Annotated in this window: 16 protein-coding genes; 6 read left to right on the plus strand and 10 right to left on the minus strand. The window is 71.5% G+C overall.

The features are described 5' to 3' along the window. Nucleotides 1–37: 37 nt before the first annotated feature. The 5 genes from hisD to RUR49_RS15720 all read right to left on the minus strand — a co-directional run bounded on the left by hisD (nucleotide 38) and on the right by RUR49_RS15720 (nucleotide 6,298). The gene (hisD, locus tag RUR49_RS15700; protein ID WP_409147681.1) at nucleotides 38–1,327 is read right to left on the minus strand and encodes a histidinol dehydrogenase; all 1,290 of its coding nucleotides are present in this window, start codon (nucleotides 1,325–1,327) and stop codon (nucleotides 38–40) included. Nucleotides 1,328–1,385: 58 nt separating this feature from the next. Next, nucleotides 1,386–2,612 carry a sugar ABC transporter substrate-binding protein gene (locus RUR49_RS15705; RefSeq protein ID WP_409147328.1) on the minus strand — a complete coding sequence of 409 codons (1,227 nt, stop codon included), beginning with the start codon at nucleotides 2,610–2,612 and terminating at the stop codon, nucleotides 1,386–1,388. 130 nt (nucleotides 2,613–2,742) lie between these two features. Continuing rightward, on the minus strand, nucleotides 2,743–3,762 hold the full coding sequence (locus RUR49_RS15710) for an ABC transporter permease (RefSeq protein ID WP_409147329.1): 1,020 nt from the start codon (nucleotides 3,760–3,762) through the stop codon (nucleotides 2,743–2,745). Then, nucleotides 3,759–4,760: an ABC transporter permease gene (locus tag RUR49_RS15715; RefSeq protein ID WP_409147330.1), complete on the minus strand. Its 1,002-nt coding sequence runs from the start codon at nucleotides 4,758–4,760 to the stop codon at nucleotides 3,759–3,761. Before RUR49_RS15715 ends, RUR49_RS15710 begins: the two co-directional genes overlap by 4 nt. Continuing rightward, the gene (locus RUR49_RS15720) at nucleotides 4,757–6,298 is read right to left on the minus strand and encodes a sugar ABC transporter ATP-binding protein (protein ID WP_409147331.1); all 1,542 of its coding nucleotides are present in this window, start codon (nucleotides 6,296–6,298) and stop codon (nucleotides 4,757–4,759) included. The genes RUR49_RS15715 and RUR49_RS15720 overlap by 4 nt, the downstream gene beginning before the upstream one ends. Before the next feature lie 356 nt (nucleotides 6,299–6,654). Between RUR49_RS15720 and RUR49_RS15725 the strand changes: the two genes are divergently transcribed. From RUR49_RS15725 to rplT, 3 genes are all read left to right on the plus strand, one after another. Continuing rightward, nucleotides 6,655–7,521, plus strand: a complete 867-nt coding sequence (locus RUR49_RS15725) for a DUF2066 domain-containing protein (RefSeq protein ID WP_409147332.1) — start codon at nucleotides 6,655–6,657, stop codon at nucleotides 7,519–7,521. A 183-nt stretch (nucleotides 7,522–7,704) separates the two neighbouring features. After that, nucleotides 7,705–7,905 (plus strand): 50S ribosomal protein L35, encoded by a 201-nt coding sequence (gene rpmI, locus RUR49_RS15730; RefSeq protein ID WP_409147333.1) that lies wholly within the window; start codon nucleotides 7,705–7,707, stop codon nucleotides 7,903–7,905. 87 nt (nucleotides 7,906–7,992) lie between these two features. Next, the gene (rplT, locus tag RUR49_RS15735; protein ID WP_409147334.1) at nucleotides 7,993–8,367 is read left to right on the plus strand and encodes a 50S ribosomal protein L20; all 375 of its coding nucleotides are present in this window, start codon (nucleotides 7,993–7,995) and stop codon (nucleotides 8,365–8,367) included. Between the two features lie 92 nt (nucleotides 8,368–8,459). On the opposite strand, the gene RUR49_RS15740 is transcribed toward rplT, so the two are convergent. Then, nucleotides 8,460–9,683: an MFS transporter gene (locus RUR49_RS15740; RefSeq protein WP_409147335.1), complete on the minus strand. Its 1,224-nt coding sequence runs from the start codon at nucleotides 9,681–9,683 to the stop codon at nucleotides 8,460–8,462. Nucleotides 9,684–9,826: 143 nt separating this feature from the next. On the opposite strand from RUR49_RS15740, the gene RUR49_RS15745 reads away from it, so the two are divergent. Then, a complete protein-coding gene (locus RUR49_RS15745; protein WP_409147336.1) occupies nucleotides 9,827–10,975 on the plus strand; it encodes a GGDEF domain-containing protein in 1,149 nt (382 codons plus the stop codon). Here RUR49_RS15745 and RUR49_RS15750 read toward each other — a convergent pair. The 3 genes from RUR49_RS15750 to RUR49_RS15760 are packed head-to-tail and all read right to left on the minus strand — an operon-like array spanning nucleotide 10,965 to nucleotide 13,447. Continuing rightward, a complete protein-coding gene (locus RUR49_RS15750) occupies nucleotides 10,965–11,573 on the minus strand; it encodes a Smr/MutS family protein (RefSeq protein ID WP_409147337.1) in 609 nt (202 codons plus the stop codon). The two genes, RUR49_RS15745 and RUR49_RS15750, sit on opposite strands and share 11 nt — an antisense overlap. Continuing rightward, nucleotides 11,563–12,720 carry a murein transglycosylase A gene (locus RUR49_RS15755; RefSeq protein ID WP_409147338.1) on the minus strand — a complete coding sequence of 386 codons (1,158 nt, stop codon included), beginning with the start codon at nucleotides 12,718–12,720 and terminating at the stop codon, nucleotides 11,563–11,565. The genes RUR49_RS15750 and RUR49_RS15755 overlap by 11 nt, the downstream gene beginning before the upstream one ends. A gap of 4 nt (nucleotides 12,721–12,724) precedes the next feature. Beyond that, on the minus strand, nucleotides 12,725–13,447 hold the full coding sequence (locus RUR49_RS15760) for a Tim44/TimA family putative adaptor protein (RefSeq protein WP_409147339.1): 723 nt from the start codon (nucleotides 13,445–13,447) through the stop codon (nucleotides 12,725–12,727). 205 nt (nucleotides 13,448–13,652) lie between these two features. Between RUR49_RS15760 and RUR49_RS15765 the strand changes: the two genes are divergently transcribed. Together RUR49_RS15765 and secB are read left to right on the plus strand one after the other, a co-directional pair. Further along, nucleotides 13,653–14,120 (plus strand): FxsA family protein, encoded by a 468-nt coding sequence (locus RUR49_RS15765; RefSeq protein ID WP_409147340.1) that lies wholly within the window; start codon nucleotides 13,653–13,655, stop codon nucleotides 14,118–14,120. 153 nt (nucleotides 14,121–14,273) lie between these two features. Further along, nucleotides 14,274–14,777 (plus strand): protein-export chaperone SecB, encoded by a 504-nt coding sequence (gene secB / locus RUR49_RS15770; RefSeq protein WP_409147341.1) that lies wholly within the window; start codon nucleotides 14,274–14,276, stop codon nucleotides 14,775–14,777. Nucleotides 14,778–14,826: 49 nt separating this feature from the next. On the opposite strand, the gene dnaQ is transcribed toward secB, so the two are convergent. Next, nucleotides 14,827–15,531, minus strand: a complete 705-nt coding sequence (dnaQ, locus tag RUR49_RS15775) for a DNA polymerase III subunit epsilon (protein WP_409147342.1) — start codon at nucleotides 15,529–15,531, stop codon at nucleotides 14,827–14,829. Between the last annotated feature and the right edge of the window lie 6 nt (nucleotides 15,532–15,537).

Here is a 15,537-nt window from a genome sequence, read left to right on the forward strand (position 1 = left end):
GGGTTGCGGTCCCTTCGTTGGCGGGGACTTCGAGGCGTCAGGCGGCGTTGCGGCCCCCGAAGCGGCGAACGCGGATGTTCGCCTGCTCCGCGTGGCCATGGAAGCCTTCCAGCATACACAGCCGCGAGCACACCTCGCCGACGAGCGCGCTCGCCTCGTTGGTCAGGACGCGCTGGTAGGTGCACGTCTTGATGAACTTGCCGACCCAGAGGCCGCCGGTGTAGCGCGCCGCCTTCTTCGTCGGCAGCGTGTGGTTGGTGCCGATCACCTTGTCGCCATAGGCGACGTTGGTGCGCGGGCCGAGGAACAGCGCGCCGTAGTTGGTCATGTTGGCGAGGAAGTAGTCGGGATCGCGCGTCATCACCTGCACGTGCTCGGAGGCGATGCGGTCGGCCTCGGACAGCATCTCCTCATAGCTGTCGCAGACGATCACCTCGCCATAGTCGTTCCAGGCCTGGCGGGCGGTCTCGGCGGTCGGCAGCACGGCGAGCTGGCGCTCGATCTCGGCCATCGTGTCGCGCGCGAGCTTCTCGGAATTGGTGAGCAGGACGGCCGGCGAGGTCGGCCCGTGCTCGGCCTGGCCGAGCAGGTCGGTGGCGCAGATCTCGCCGTCGACGCTGTCGTCGGCGATCACCAGCGTCTCGGTCGGGCCGGCGAACAGGTCGATGCCGATGCGGCCGTAGAGCTGGCGCTTCGCCTCTGCGACGAAGGCGTTGCCGGGGCCGACCAGCATGTCGACGGGGGCGATGGTCTCGGTGCCGATCGCCATCGCACCGATCGCCTGGACGCCGCCGAGCACGTAGATCTCGTTCGCGCCGGCGAGGTGCATGGCCGCGACGATCGCCGGATGCGGCCCGCCCTGGAACGGCGGCGCGCAGGCGATGATGCGCTCGACGCCGGCGACCCTCGCGGTGACGACGCTCATGTGGGCGGAGGCGACCATCGGGTACTTGCCGCCCGGGACGTAGCAGCCGACGGCGTTGACGGGGATGTTCCGGTGGCCGAGGACGACGCCCGGCATCGTCTCGACCTCGAGGTCGAGGATGCAGGCGCGCTGCTTCTCGGCGAAGTTGCGCACCTGCGCCTGGGCGAAGCGGATGTCGTCGAGGTCCTGCGGCGAGACCTTCGCCATCGCCGCCTCGATGTCCGCCTCGCTCAGGCGGAAGCTCTCCGGCGACCACTTGTCGAACCGCTCGGAGAGGTCACGCACCGCGGCGTCGCCGCGCTTCTCGATGTCGGCCAGTATGCCTTCGACCGTGGCGCGGACCTTTGCGTCGTTCGCCGCCACCGCATTGGAATCCAGACCGCGCTTCAGAACCTTGGGCATCGTCATTCCTCGTCTCACTAGGGGGCGGCGGACGGCCGGAGCCGTCCGCCGGTGTGCGTCAGGGCTGCACGGTCGGCTCGACGTCCGTCAGCTTGTAGAGATCGGCCGGGGGCTCGCAGCGCTGGCAGTTGATGCCCGGCTCGTTCGGCGCCTTGGTCACCTCGGCCGGCAGCGGCTGGATCGTCGCGCCGGGGGTCGGCTTGCCTTCGAGGGCGGAGGCGAGCGAGAGCTCCGGCAGGAGCTCGGGGTTGAACACCTCGGTGACGAACGACGAGGGCACCTTGCCGTCGGGGAAGGTGTTGCAGCCGTTCTCGAAGGTGTCGCCCTCGCAGAGCTTCACCTTGTCCGCCGGCACCCACGGCAGCGGGTACTGGATGTTGGTGGGCTCGAGCTCGCGCTTGCCGGTGAGGATCTCCATCATCAGCTTGAAGGCGTAGCCCGACTGCGCCGGCGGCGAGCCGGACGAGACGCCCTTCAGGCCCTTCGCCTGCATCTCCGGGTTGGCGAGCGCCAGGCGGAAGCCGTTGGAGTTCTCGCCGACCACCGGGACGAGATCGCCGCCCTTGTCGAGCAGCGCCTGGATGGCGCCGTACTCGCCAGCCTGGGCCCAGATGCCGTCGACGTCCGGATGGGCGGCGAGCGCCTTGGCCGTCTCCTGCTGGGTCGTGCGGTCGTCCCAGTAGGAGTAGTACTCGGCGGCGACCTCGATGCCGGGATACTGGTTGAAGATGTGCATGGCACCGTCGGTGTGGCGCTTGTCCACCGAGTTGCCGGGCACGCCGCGGCTGAGGAAGATCTTGCCCTTGCCGCCGAGCTCGTTGACCAGCGCCTGGGCGGTGTTCTCGCCGAAGCCGGAGGTGATGTAGCTGACGTTGTAGGCGCACGGCTCGGTGACGGTGGCGTCGTAGCTGAAGAACAGCACGCCCTCGTCGCAGCCGCGCTTGATCGTCCGGTTGAGGGCGGTCGACGAGATCGGGAACGACACGATGCCGTCGGCGCCGGCCTCGATCATGCTCTCGTAGGCGGAGATCTGCGCCTGCGGGTCGGTGCCCGAGATCACCTCGATGAGCTCGACCTGCTTGTCGTAGGGCGGCGTGGCGGCCAGCGCCTTGACGATGTTGACGGCCTCGGACTGCCAGGAATTGCCGGAATAGCTGAGGCTCAGATAGATCTTGTACTTCTTGTCGGCGTCCTGGGCGCTCGCGGCACCCGTCAGGGCGGCGATGGCGAGCAGCGCCGTCGTGCCGAGCGCCACGGCCTTGGTCGCGCTTTTCCACTTTGTCATTTTGCGTCTCCTCCTTCCGATATCCCGACCGAAGTCAGGCCTCATGGTGAGAACGTTCTCACCAGCACGCGGCGCAACCCCGCCGCGCAGATTTGTTCCCCACGCGGCAGGCTTTGCCGCGCAGATCGCGTCAGCCTCGCCCGGGTCGTCTGAGCCGGGCGAACAGCTCCTCTCTGAGGAAGAACAGGGCGGCGACGATGATCCCGCCCTCGATCACGGTGCGCCATCCCTGCTCGAGGCCGATGGCGGAGATGACGGTGCCGAGCGTCGTGAGCAGCACCGCGCCGCCGACGGTGCCAACGAAGCTGCCGCGCCCGCCGAGGATCGACGAGCCGCCGATCACCACGGCGGCGATCGACGGCAGCATGTAGTTGTCGCCCATGCGGAGCGTCGCGCCGTTGGCGTAGCCGACCAGCATCATGCCGACGAAGCCGGCGCAGGCGGCGCTGACGACGTAGGCCGTCATTGTCACCGCGCCCACCGAGACGCCGGCGACCCGCGCCGCCTCGGGATTGGCCCCGACCGCATAGAGCCGCCGCCCGAGCACGGTGCGGCTCTGCACGACCCAGCCGGCGAGCGCGAACAGGACGACGAAGAAGACGACGGTCGGGACGCCGAGCCACGTCGACTTCATCAGCGCCGTCAGCACGTCCGGCGAGGCGCCGCGCGGCGTCCCGCTCGTGTAGCCGAGGGCCACCGAGGCGAGGATGATCGAGGTCGCCATCGTCATGATGAAGGGCGGGATCTTCAGCACCGTGACGCCGAAGCCGTTGAAGGCGCCGCACAGGCAGCAGACGCCGAGGATCGCCGGCAGCAGGTACCACGCGTCGGGGTTGCCGGCCCCGACCCACGTCGCCGACAGCACGCCGCCGATGGTGATCAAAGCGGGGATCGACAGGTCGAGGCCGCCGACGAGGATCACCAGCCCCTGCCCGAAGGCGAGCACGATGAGGAAGGAGGCGAGCGTCAGCACCGTCAGCACCTGGCTCCACGAGCCGAGCGCCGGGCTGACGAAGCGCGAGCCGAGAATGAGCAGGATGCTGAGCGCGAAGACGACGATGCCGTTGATCGTCTCGCGGCCGATGCCGCCGGAACGGCGCGTATCGGCCGCCGCCTTGAAGCCGCCGGAGACGTGCGGGGAGACGCTCATCGGATCGCTCCGAGAAGCCGCGGCACGGCGCGCCCGAACAGGATGGCAGCGATCAGCACGAAGCCCTGGAAGATGCCGGTGTAGAAGGACGACACGCCGCCGGAGAACAGCACCTTCTGCAGCAGCATCAGGCTGCCGGCGCCGATGATCGAGCCGACGAGGCCGCCGCGCCCGCCCGACAGCGAGGTGCCGCCGAGCGCCACGGCCGCGAAGACCAGCATCAGGAACGGCGCGCCGGCGTTCGGATTGCCGGTCGCCGTCTGGGCGCTCAGCATGAAGCCGGCGACGCCGTAGAGCATGCCGGCGCCGACGAAGGCGACGAAGCGGATGCGCCGCACCGAGACGCCCGACAGCATCGCCGCGTGCTCGTCGGCCCCGACGGCATAGAGGCCGATGCCGGTGTTCGTGCGGGAGAAGGCGAGCCACGCCAGCGCCACCGCCAGCACCACCAGCCCGGAGACCGGCACGACGCCGAACAGCCGGTCGGTGAGCTCGTAGCTCACCCACTCCGCGACCATGCCGCCCGGCGCATCGAGCACCACGAGGGCGAGGCCCTGACAGACGATCATCGTGCCGAGCGTCGCGGCGATCGTCTGCAGGCGCAGCACGGCGACGAGCCAGCCGTTGACGGCACCCACCGCCGCGCCGATGGCGCAGCAGCCGAGGAGGCTCAGGACCGCGCCGCCCGGCCCTTCCAGCGGATAGACGGCCATGAAGACGTTGGTGAGCGAGACGACGCCGGCGACCGAGAGGTCGAAGCCGCGCGTCAGCACCACCAGCGTCTCGCCGGCGGCGGCGATCGCGAGCGGCGCGGCGTTGTTGACGAGGCTCGTGAAGGTCGAGGCCGACAGCGCCCGCGGCTCCCAGAGCGCATAGAGGGCGTAGAGCACGACATAGAGCAGGGCGACGATCGCCGCGCCGCTGGTGAGGCCGCGCACCAGGCCGGATCGCGACCCGGTGGTGGCGGGACCAGCGGCCGTGTCGGTGGCTGCGCTCATGCCGGCACCGCCTGTCCGGCGGCGGCCACTGTCGCCTCCGCGCCGCGGTGGCCGACGAGCGAGGTCACCAGCCGCTGCTCCTCGAGGTCGTCTCCGCTGTGCTCGGCGAAGATGCGCCCGCCATAGAGGACGAGGCAGCGGTCGGCGAGGTCGATGATCTCGGGCAGCTCCGACGAGTAGAACAGCACCGCGCCGCCGTCTTCGGCGAAGCGCCGGATCGCGGCATAGATCGACTGCTTGGTGCCGACGTCAACGCCGCGGGTCGGGTCGAAGAGGAGCAGGGTGCGAGCCCCCGTCAAAAGCGTGCGGGCGAGCAGCGCCTTCTGCTGGTTGCCGCCGGAGAGGTCGCCGATCGGGAAGGACAGGTAGCGCTCGGCGAGGTCGACGCTGGCGGCGACACCCGCCGCCGCCCGCTCCTCGAGCGCGCCCCAGACGAAGCCGCCGCGGGCGATCCGCCCGGCCACCGGCAGGGTGATGTTGCCGGCCGTCGTCAGGCTCGACAGGATGCCTTCGGTCTTTCGCTCCTCCGGCAGGTAGGCGACGCCGCCGCCCGCCTTCAGCGCCGCCTTCGGGCTGCGCGGGCCGACAGCCTCACCGTCGACACGGATCGTGCCGGACGATGGCGAGGCCAGGCCCGCCAGAATGCGGAAGAGGTCGCGCTGGCCCTGGCCCTCGAGTGCGGCGACAGCGAGGACCTCGCCCTTCCTGAGGGCGAAGGTCGCGTCCTTCAGGCCGCCGCCGGCGAGGCCATCTGCCTCCATCGCTAGCGGCCCGGCGGCCGCGGTGCGGCGGGCGTGGCGATCGGACCGCACGGCGCGGCCGACCATCATCTCGAAGATGTCGGCGTCCGAGGCCCCGGCGAGATCGACGGTGGCGATGCTGCGGCCGTTGCGCAGCACGGTGGCGCGGCCGCAGAGAGCACGGACCTCGGCGAGGCGGTGCGAGATGTAGAGGACGGCGACACCGCGGGCGGTGGCCTGGCGGACGAGGCCGAACAGCCAGTCGACTTCGGACAGCGCCGCCGTCGGCTCGTCCAGCACCAGAACCCGCGTCGCGTGCTCCATCGCCCGCACGATCTCGAGCCGCTGCCGGTCGGCGAGCGACAGCGCGCCGACGAGGGCGGTCGCGTCGATGCGGCCGAGGCCGTAGCGGTGGAGGATGCCGGTTGCATCGCTCCGCGCCGCGCGGCCGGAGGCGAGGCCGAACAGGCCGCGCGGCATGCGCGGCAGCATCAGGTTCTCGGCGACGGTGAGGTTGGGGAGGAGGCTCAGTTCCTGGAACGCCGTGGCGACGCCGGCAGCGCGGGACTCGAGCAGGGTGCGCGGACGGAACGGGCTGCCGGCGATCGACATCGAACCGGCGTCCGGCTGCACGACGCCGCTCAGCACCTTCACGAGGGTCGATTTGCCGGCGCCGTTCTCGCCCAGCAGCGCGTGCACCTCGCCCGCCCGCAGCGCGAGGTCCAGCCGCTCGATGGCGACGGTCGCGCCATAGGATTTGGCGACGCCTTCGACGGCGAGGGCGATCTGCCCATCCACGTTCGCGCCCTCCCCAGGGTCTGCAGTGTGTCGGCGGGTCTCTTGTGAGAACCTTCTCCGAGAACGTTCTCATGATTGTCTCGGCCTCCCGCCGTGTCAAGGGGACGGCGCGTGACGCGGGGGACGGGTCCGTCCCCGGCCAGCCATAATCGGCTGCCAACGAGACGAGCCCCCAGCGTTTCCGGCGAGGGATCGTCGAGGACATCGGCAGCGGGCGAGGCCCCGAAACGGAGCGACGCGATGGTCGAGAGCAACGTGAAGATCCCTGGACCCGACCACCCGATCGTCATCGCGCCGACCGCCTGCCACGTCGCCTTCTATCCGAACCGCGCCGGCGCCATCGAGGTGACGCGGTCGTGACCGTCCGGGCCCTGTGTCTCGCCGCGACCCTGCTGCCGGCGCTGCTGGTCGCCGCCGCCCCCGCCGTCGCCGCCGAGATCGTCGGAGCGGAGGTGGGTGGGCTCTACCGCGCGACCGTCATCGTCACCGGCCGTGAGGAGACCCGGCACGCCGGGCTGCGTCAGGCCTTCGTCGAGGTCCTGGCGAAGGTCTCGGGCGATCCCCGCCTCCTCGGCGACCCCGCCGCCGCCCTCGTGGCGGAACACGCGCTGGCGGATGCGCCGGAGACGGTCGCCGGCCTCTCCTACCGCGACCGCATGGAGGGCATTCCCGTCCACGACGAGCAGGGCTCGCGCGACCGGCCCTACGACCTGACGGGCGCCTTCGACCCGGCCCGCGTCGATGCGGCGCTTTCCGCTCTCGGCCGCAAGCCGTGGGCGCAGCCCCGGCCGGCGGTGCTCGCGGTCGTGACGGTTCGCCGGGGTGGGACCGAGTTCGTGCTCGCCGGCGACGGGCCGCGCGGCCGCGACATGGTCGAGGCGCTGACGGTGGCGGCGGAGCGCATGGCGCTGCCGACGGTCATTCCGGACGCCGCCGTCTTGAAGCGGCTCGGCTCGCTGTCGCAGGCAGCCCTGTTCACGCCCGGGCCGGAATTCGCCGACACGACCCTCCGGGTCGGCGCCGACGCGACGCTGATCGGCATCCTGATCTGGAGCGACACCGACCGCGGCTGGATCGCCGAGTGGCACCTCGAGACCGGCCAGGAACCGGGTGCTGCGCCGCCGACGCGCTGGACGGTGCGCGGGGTGAGCTTCGACGCCGCCTTCCGCAACGGCATCGGCGGCGCCGCGCAGGTGCTGTCGGGCAACGGCGCGCCGGAGTGAGCGGGCCCGACCGGCGTTGCCTTCGCCCGGCCGGACCGCTATAAGCCCCAACCTTCGAGGATCGCCCGGCTAAAAGGGCATGCCGTGGCGGTCCCGAACGCTCATGCGACACCCCTTGGCGGAGCGGCTCCCTCGCGGGACGCCCCGACCATGCGCGAGGTGTCCCAACGACTGGAGAGCCAAATGCCCAAGCTGAAGACGAAGTCGGGCGCCAAGAAGCGCTTCAAGCTCACCGCCACCGGCAAGGTGAAGGTCCAGCAGGCCGGCAAGCGCCACGGGATGATCAAGCGGACGACGAAGTTCATCCGCAACGCCCGCGGCACCACCGTGCTCAGCGATCCGGACGCGCGCATCATCAAGAAGAACTTCCTGCCGAACGGCTGAGGCCGTCCGCCGGGTTCCCTTCAAGCTGATCGATCCGCATCCGGTCGCCACGACCGACACTGACACCCTCGACGAGGAGTATCCGCCATGGCTCGCGTGAAGCGCGGCGTTGCCGCCCATGCCAAGCACAAGAAGGTCCTGAAGCAGGCTAAGGGCTTCTACGGCCGCCGCAAGAACACCATCCGCACGGCGAAGGCCGCCGTCGACAAGTCGCTGCAGTACGCCTACCGCGACCGCAAGAACCGCAAGCGCACCTTCCGCGCTTTGTGGATCCAGCGCATCAACGCCGCGGTCCGCGAGCACGGCCTGACCTATTCGCGCTTCGTCGATGGTCTCGCCAAGGCGGGCATCGAGGTCGACCGCAAGGTGCTGTCGGATCTCGCCATCCGCGAGCCCGAGGCCTTCAAGGCACTCGTCGACGCCGCCAAGGCGCACGTCGAGCCCGAGACCGCCGCGGCCTGACGCCACAGACTGCGCATCTGCCTGAAAAAAGCGCGCCGGCATCACCGGCGCGCTTTTTGTCGTGACCGTCTCCCAACCGGCCGATCGCGCCGTCAGCGCCGGCCGCCGGCGATGCGCGCCGCCTCCGGCAGGCGGCGCAGCGTCAACATCGCCGCCGCCCCGAGCAGCGGCCCGGGCACCAGCACGACGAACGCCCACTGCCAGCTGCCGAGCGCGCCCACCATCGCCGGGATCACCCAGATCGCCGCGATGGTCAGGGCGAAGCCGATGCCGAGCTGCAGCGTCAGCGCCGTGCCGACGAGATCGCGCTCCCCCGCCTCGGTGACGATCGCCGAGAACTGGGCGGAATCGCCGACGATCGTCGCCCCCCATACCGCCACGACGACGATGAACAGCCACAGCGGTCCGTCGAAGACGAGGCCGATCGACAGCGCGCAGGCAGCCGAGACCAGCATCAGGCCGCTCGTCGTGATCGTCCGGCCGATGCGATCGGCGAGCCACCCGCCGCCGACGCAGCCGATGGCACCGGCGGCGATCGCCAGGAACGTCACCAGCGACGGCGCGATCGCCACGGCCTGAGCAGCAAACGCGCTGGTGGTGAAGGCGAAGATCCACGCCCACATGGCGTAGAGTTCCCACATGTGGCCGAAGTAGCCGAGGCTCGCCAGCACGACGGCGCGGTTGCGCACGACGCGGCCGACCTGCCCCGGGTCGAAGCGCGCCACCGGGAACGGGTACGGCCCCTCGCGCACGGCGACGAGCAGGATCACCCCGCCGGCAAGCGTTGCCGCCGAGGTGGCGGCGACGACGAGCCGCCAGTCGGTCTCGACGGTGGCGCGTAGCAGGTGCGGCAGCGCCGAGCCGAGCGTCAGGGCGGCGATGGCCGCACCGAGGGCGAAGCCGCGGCCCCGGATGAACCAGGTGGCGAGCAGCTTCAGCGCCGGCGGATAGAGCCCGGCGAGGCAGATGCCGGTGAGGAAGCGGGCGGCCACGGCCGCCTCGAACTGCGGCACCAGCAGCGGCAGGGCATTCGCGGCGGCGGCGACCCCCGCGGCGGTGATCATCAGCCGCCGGGGCGGCACGATGTCCGGGAGGTTGCCGAGCCCGAGCATCAGGGCGCCGGCGACGAAGCCGGCCTGGACCGCGATCGTCAGCGCCGAGGCGGCGACCTCGCTCAGCTGCCACAGCGCGGCGAGCTCCGGCGCCACCGCGGTGGCCGAGAACCACGTCGACATCGTCAGCACGAGGGAGAGGCAGATCGCCGCCAGCGCGCGGCCTCGCCCGCTCGCTTCACCGCTTGCCGGCGTGGCCTTCATGCGGCTGGTCCTTTCGGCGCGGCGCGGCTTCCCCGACGTCGCCGAACAGGGTATCGCCGTCCCGACCCGGGCTGTCCACACCGGCGACGCCACCGCACGAGAGCGCGGATGCCGCCGGTTTGCGGCATGACTGAGGGCCGACGATGCTCGACCACAAGACGCTGTTCTTCGCCGCAACGGTGGCGATCGGCTGCGTCGGACTGCTGCTGATCGTCGCCTGGCTGCAGAACCGCAGAGACCGCACGCTTCTGTGCTGGTCGATCGGCTACGGGCTCTTCGCGAGCGGGCTCGCCCTGATCACGCTGCGCGAGGCCCTTCCCTGGTTCGTCGGCTATCCGCTCGCCAACGCCGTCCTGGTCGCCGGCTACGCCTTCAACTGGGCGGGCGTGCGGGTGTTCGACGGCCGCCGCATCCTCTGGGTCCTGACGCTGGGCGGGCCTTTGCTGTGTGGCGTCGCCTACCTGGTCCCGGGCGTGGCGGAGGACTATCGGGCGCGCGCCTTCATCGTCACGGCGCTCGCCGCCGCCTACAGCTTCGTCATCGTCGTCGATCTGCTGCGCGCCCGCGGCGACGGGCTGCGCGCCCGGCCGGCGCTCGCCGCCACCATCGGCGTGAACGGCTCCGCCAACGCAGTGCGCGCCGGCCACTCGCTGACGGTGGCACCGGACTTCGACATGCTGAGCGTGTCGGAGCCGGTGCTGTCGATCACCGGCCTCGTCTCTCTGCTCGCCGTGGTGGCGGCAAACTTGTTACTGATGGCGATGTCGAAGGAGCGCGTCGCGGCGGCGATGCAGCGTCTCGCCAACACCGACCCGCTCACCGGCGCCGCCTCGCGGGGACGCTTCTTCACGGTCGCGGCGGCAATGACGGAGGCCGCCCACACCGAGGGCAAGCCGCTGTCGATGGTCGTCTTCGACCTCGACGGCTTCAAGGCCGTCAACGACGGTGCCGGCCACGAGGCGGGCGACGCGCTCCTGCACCACTTCGCCGACATCGTCCGCACCGCGCTTCCCGTGAACGGCGTCTTCGGCCGCATCGGCGGCGAGGAATTCGCCGTTGCCATCCCCGGGGACGAGGAGGAGGCCGCGAGGTTCGCCGAGACGGTCCGCCGCCGCTATGCGGCGACGGCCACCGCGACGGTCGAGGCCGCTCCGACGGTCAGCGCCGGCCTCGCGGCGCTGGTGTTCGGTGAGAAGGCGGAGACCCTCGTCGCGCGGGCCGACAAGGCGCTCTATGCCGCCAAGGCGGCGGGCCGCGACCAGGTGAAGCGGGCTCCGGCGCTCAACCGGTGACGCGACCACGCCGTCGCAGCCGGACGTACAGCGCGCCGCCGCCGCCGTGCGGCGGGGCGGCCTCGCCGTAGCTTTCCACCAGGCTGGCCGCGTCGCGCGCGCCGAGCCAGGCCGGCACCAGGCGGCGCAGCACGCCGCGCTCGCCGTCGCTGTGGCGCTCGGCATCGCCGGGGCGGCCCTTGCCGGTGATGACCAGCACGGTCTTCAGCCCCTCCGCCTGCTTCGAGGCGAGAAAGCCGAGCAGGACCGCGTGGGCGCGCGCCTGCGTCAGGCCGTGCAGGTCGATGCGCGCCTCCACCGCCGTGTGACCGCGGGCGATGCGCAGACGGGTGCGGCGGTCGATGTCGCCCGGTGCCGGCTTCGGCGGCGGCGCGACTGGGCGGCCCCGGGCGGGCGCCGGTTTCGCGGGCGCGGCGGCTGCGTCGGGCTTCGGAGCCTCGGTCGGTGCGGGCTTCGGCGGTTCCGCCAGCGGCAGTTCCGCCGGCTTGGCGACGATGCGGCGGCGGCGCTGGCGGAGCGGCGTCACCGTGGCGGCGACGGCCTCCCACAGCGCCCGGTCGACGGGATCGAGCGGCGGCCGGCCGCGCCTAGCCGCCATCGCGCGGCACCAGCACGAACACCTCGGCCGGATGGCGCAACCGTCCGGCCACGGCACCCGCCGCGACGCCGGCCCCGACGAAGATGTCGCCGCGCCCGGCGCCCTTGATCGCCGAGCCGGTGTCGTGCGCCGCCATCAGCCGGCGGAACGGCGCCAGCGCGCCGCCGGGTCCGATCGGCAGGTCGGCGACGACGAAGACGGGCAGGCCGTAGGGCTGGACGGACGGATCGACGGCCAGACTTCGGCCGGCGATCAGCGGCACGCCGAGCGCGCCCACCGGCCCCTCGTTCGCCGGCCTGTCGAGGGGCCGGAAGAACACGAACGAGCGGTTCTCAGCCATCAGCGCACCCGCCTCGTCGGGGTGGGCCTTCAGCCAGGCGGCGAGGCGGTCGGCGGTCATGTCCTCGCGGGCGATCTCGCCGCGGTCGATGAGGATGCGGCCGATGGCGGTGTAGGGGTGGCCATTCTTGCCGTCGTAGCCGACCCGCAGCACCCGCCCGTCGGGCAGGCGGACGCGGGCCGAGCCCTGGACGTGGACGAAGAAGGCGTCGACCGGATCGGCGAGCCAAACGAGCTCGAGGCCGCGCCCCGACAGGGCGCCGGCCTCGATCGCGGCGCGGTCGTCGAAGGCCGACAGGCGGCCGGCCGCGTCGCGGCGGGCGTGGCTGAAGCCTTCGAGCGCGCCGGTGCCCTTCTTCAGGTCGACGAGATCGGGCGGGCGGCGATAGAGCGGCGTCCGGTAGGGACCGCCGGGGGCGAGGGAGCCTGCCACCTCCGGCTCGAAATAGCCGGTGACGAAGCCGTCGGACGTGACGCGGACGGGCCGAAACTCGGTCTCGAAGAAGCGGCGGGCGGTGGCGGCGTCCGGCCGCGCGGGCAGCGCGGTGGCGGCGGCGCAGGCGCGGCGGAAGGCGGCGCTGTCGACCGCCACCGCGGTCTTGGCGCGCTTGCGCCCGACCGCGGCGGGGCACCCGGCCCGGAAGGCGACCAGCGCGGCGGCGTGGTCGTCGGCGGCCCAGCCGGGGATGTCGGCGAAGCGCACCGCCTGTGCGGCGGCGGTGTTCGCGGGAAGGAGCAGGGACGCCGCGGCGAGCGCCAGGGTCCCGGCAAGGGCCAGCGCCGCCGCCGGCACGACCGGCCGGCGCACGGCCTCAGTCCGCCGATTCGGTCGCGACGAGCTTCCAGTTCGGGTCGCGGCTCGAGATGTCGCGGGCGAACGTCCAGATGTCGACGACCTCGACGACCTTGTTGGCGTCGCCCTCGACGACGGTGCCGTCGCGGCCGCGGGTGAGCGAGATCAGCTCGCTGCGGAAGCGCACGGTGACGTGGGCGGTCGGCCCCTTCAGCGAGGCGTCGACGATCTCGGCCTTCTCGATGCCGACGAAGGTGGACTCGACCTTCTCGCCACGCGACTCGCGGTCGGCGATGGCGGTGTCGAAGCCCTCGAAGACCTCCCTCGAGAGCAGCGGCTTCAGGTTCTTGCGATCGCCCTCGGCAAAGGCCGTGACGATCATCTCGTAGGCGGCGCGCGCGCCGGTGACGAAGTGCTCGGGATCGAAGCTCGGGTCGCTGGCGACGATGGCGGTGAGCTGCTCGTTCAGGCTCGACCCCGCCGGAGCGATGCGGGCGATCCGCTCGGCCGCCTCGGCGCTCTGCTCGGACGAAAGCTCGCCGGGCTGCTTGGCGGACGGCAGCGAAACGACGTTGTCGGGGCGCGTCGCGCCGGACGCATCGGCGTTGTCGCGGGCCTGATAGGGATCGACGGGCTGTCGTTCGTTGCCGGTCCGGCGGCCCAGCACGCTGCGCAGCCGCAGGAACACGGCGACCGCCAGCACCAGGAAGATGATGTTGTAGATGTCGAACAGCTCGTTCATCTTCCGCTCACCGATCGGCCGGCCCCCGGTGCCCGCCGCTTTCCAAGTCCACGTTCAGGCCCGGCTCGTGCCGCCCCGGGGATGCACCGCAGGCGCGCCCTCCCCATATGTAGGTTCCGTTCAACCAGCATAAAGGCACGCGCACAACCCTCGTCGTCGTCCCGGCCAAAATGGCGGGGCAGGAAGGGGGCGCCGACAGGACACGATGCCCCTCATTCTCGCGCTCTTGCCGTTCGTTCTCCTCATCGCCGCGGAGATCGCCGCCTTCATCCTCGTCGGCGAAGCGATCGGCGTGCTGCCGACGGTGGCGCTCGTCTTCGCGCTGTCGGTCGCCGGCGTGATCCTCACCCGCCGGCAGGGCCTCGGCGCCCTCCTGCGCATCCGCGCCGAGCTCGACGCCGGCCGCATGCCCGGCGAGGCGATGGGCCACGCGGCGATGATCGTGCTCGCCGGCACGCTGCTCATCATCCCCGGCTTCGTCACCGACGCCATCGGCCTGCTGCTGTTCGTGCCGGCGGTGCGCTCGGCGCTGTGGCGGGCGATCGGACGCCGCCTGAAGGTCAAGGTGGTGAGCACCGGCCCGCGCCGCGGCGGCCCGGTGGTCGACCTCGACCCCGATTCCTACTCTCCCGTCCCGGACCGCCCGCCGGAGCGCCTGCCGCCGGCCCCCTGAGGCACCAATCCACGTCCCGCGCCGCAGCGCCTCGGGCGCGGCGGCTTGTCCCTCGGGGTCGGCGCGTGCTAGCGAGCCCCCGTCTACCGGGACCGCGCCATCGCGGTTCCGCTTCGCACGAACCTCCCCGACAGCGAATGGAACGGCCGATCCATGAGTGACACTTCCGCCAGCGGCAACGCCCGCAGCAACCAGGGCAGCGCTCCGGCTACCGGCCCGTCCGTCAACGTCCTCGGCCAGTACCTCAAGGACCTGTCGTTCGAGAATCCGCGCGCCCCGATGTCGCTGCAGCCGCGCGACCAGAGCCCGCCGATCAACATCAACGTCAACGTCAGCGCCCGCCAGCTCGGCCAGTCCGAGATCGAGGTGACGCTGACGATGGAGGCGAAGGCCGGCACCGGCGCCGACGTGCTGTTCGCCTGCGAGATCGCCTATGCCGGCGTCTTCCGCCTGCAGAATGTGCCGCAGGAGCACCTGCAGCCGTTCGTGATGATCGAGTGCCCGCGGCTGCTGTTCCCGTTTGCGCGTCAGATTGTCGCAGACGCCACGCGCAATGGCGGCTTCCCGCCGCTGATGGTCGACCCGATCGACTTCGTCGCGCTCTACCAGCAGAACGCCGCGCGGAACCAGGCGAACCCGGCCCCCCAGCCGAACTGAGCCTGGCGCCGCGGAAAACGCGGCATTCGCACGCGACCGGGGAGGCGGGTCAGCCCGCCTTCTCGTAGACGAGCCAGACAGCCGCGTCGCCGAGGCCGGCGACGAACGCCCGGTGCGCGGCCACTTCCGCCTCCGTCAGCCGCGACGGCAACGGTACCGGCCGCTGGCGGGCGGGGCCGCGCTTCACCGATCCCGAGACGAGCCCGACCATCTCCGGCTCGCCACCCAGGATCAGCGCCGCCTGCCGGCCGCCGATCAGCTCCATGTAGACTTCGGCCAAGAGCTCGGCGTCGAGCAGCGCGCCGTGCTTGGTGCGCGTCGAGTTGTCGATCCGGTAGCGGGCGCACAGCGCGTCGAGGGAGTTCGGACCGGCCGGGTGCTTGCGGCGGGCGAGCTTCAGGCTGTCGATCACCCGCTCCGGGCCGATCGGCGGCAGGCCGCAGCGGCCAAGCTCCATGTTCAGGAAGCCGATGTCGAAGTCAGCGTTGTGGATGACGAGGATGGCGTCCTCGACGAAGGCCGTGAACGCCGCCGCCACCTCCGGGAAGCGCGGCTTGTCGCGCAGCATCTCGTCGGAGATGCCGTGCACCCGGAAGGCCTCCATCGGCATGGTGCGGTCGGGATTGACGTACTGGTGGTAGATCCGGCCGGTCGGGATGCCGTTGAGCAGCTCGACGCCGCCGATCTCGACGAGGCGATCGCCGCCCTTGGGGTCGAGGCCGGTCGTCTCGGTGTCGAGCACGATCTCGCGCACGGTTCA

The sequence above is a fragment of the Pseudoxanthobacter sp. M-2 genome (assembly GCF_046156265.1).
GTDB lineage: Bacteria > Pseudomonadota > Alphaproteobacteria > Rhizobiales > Segnochrobactraceae > CAMDHY01.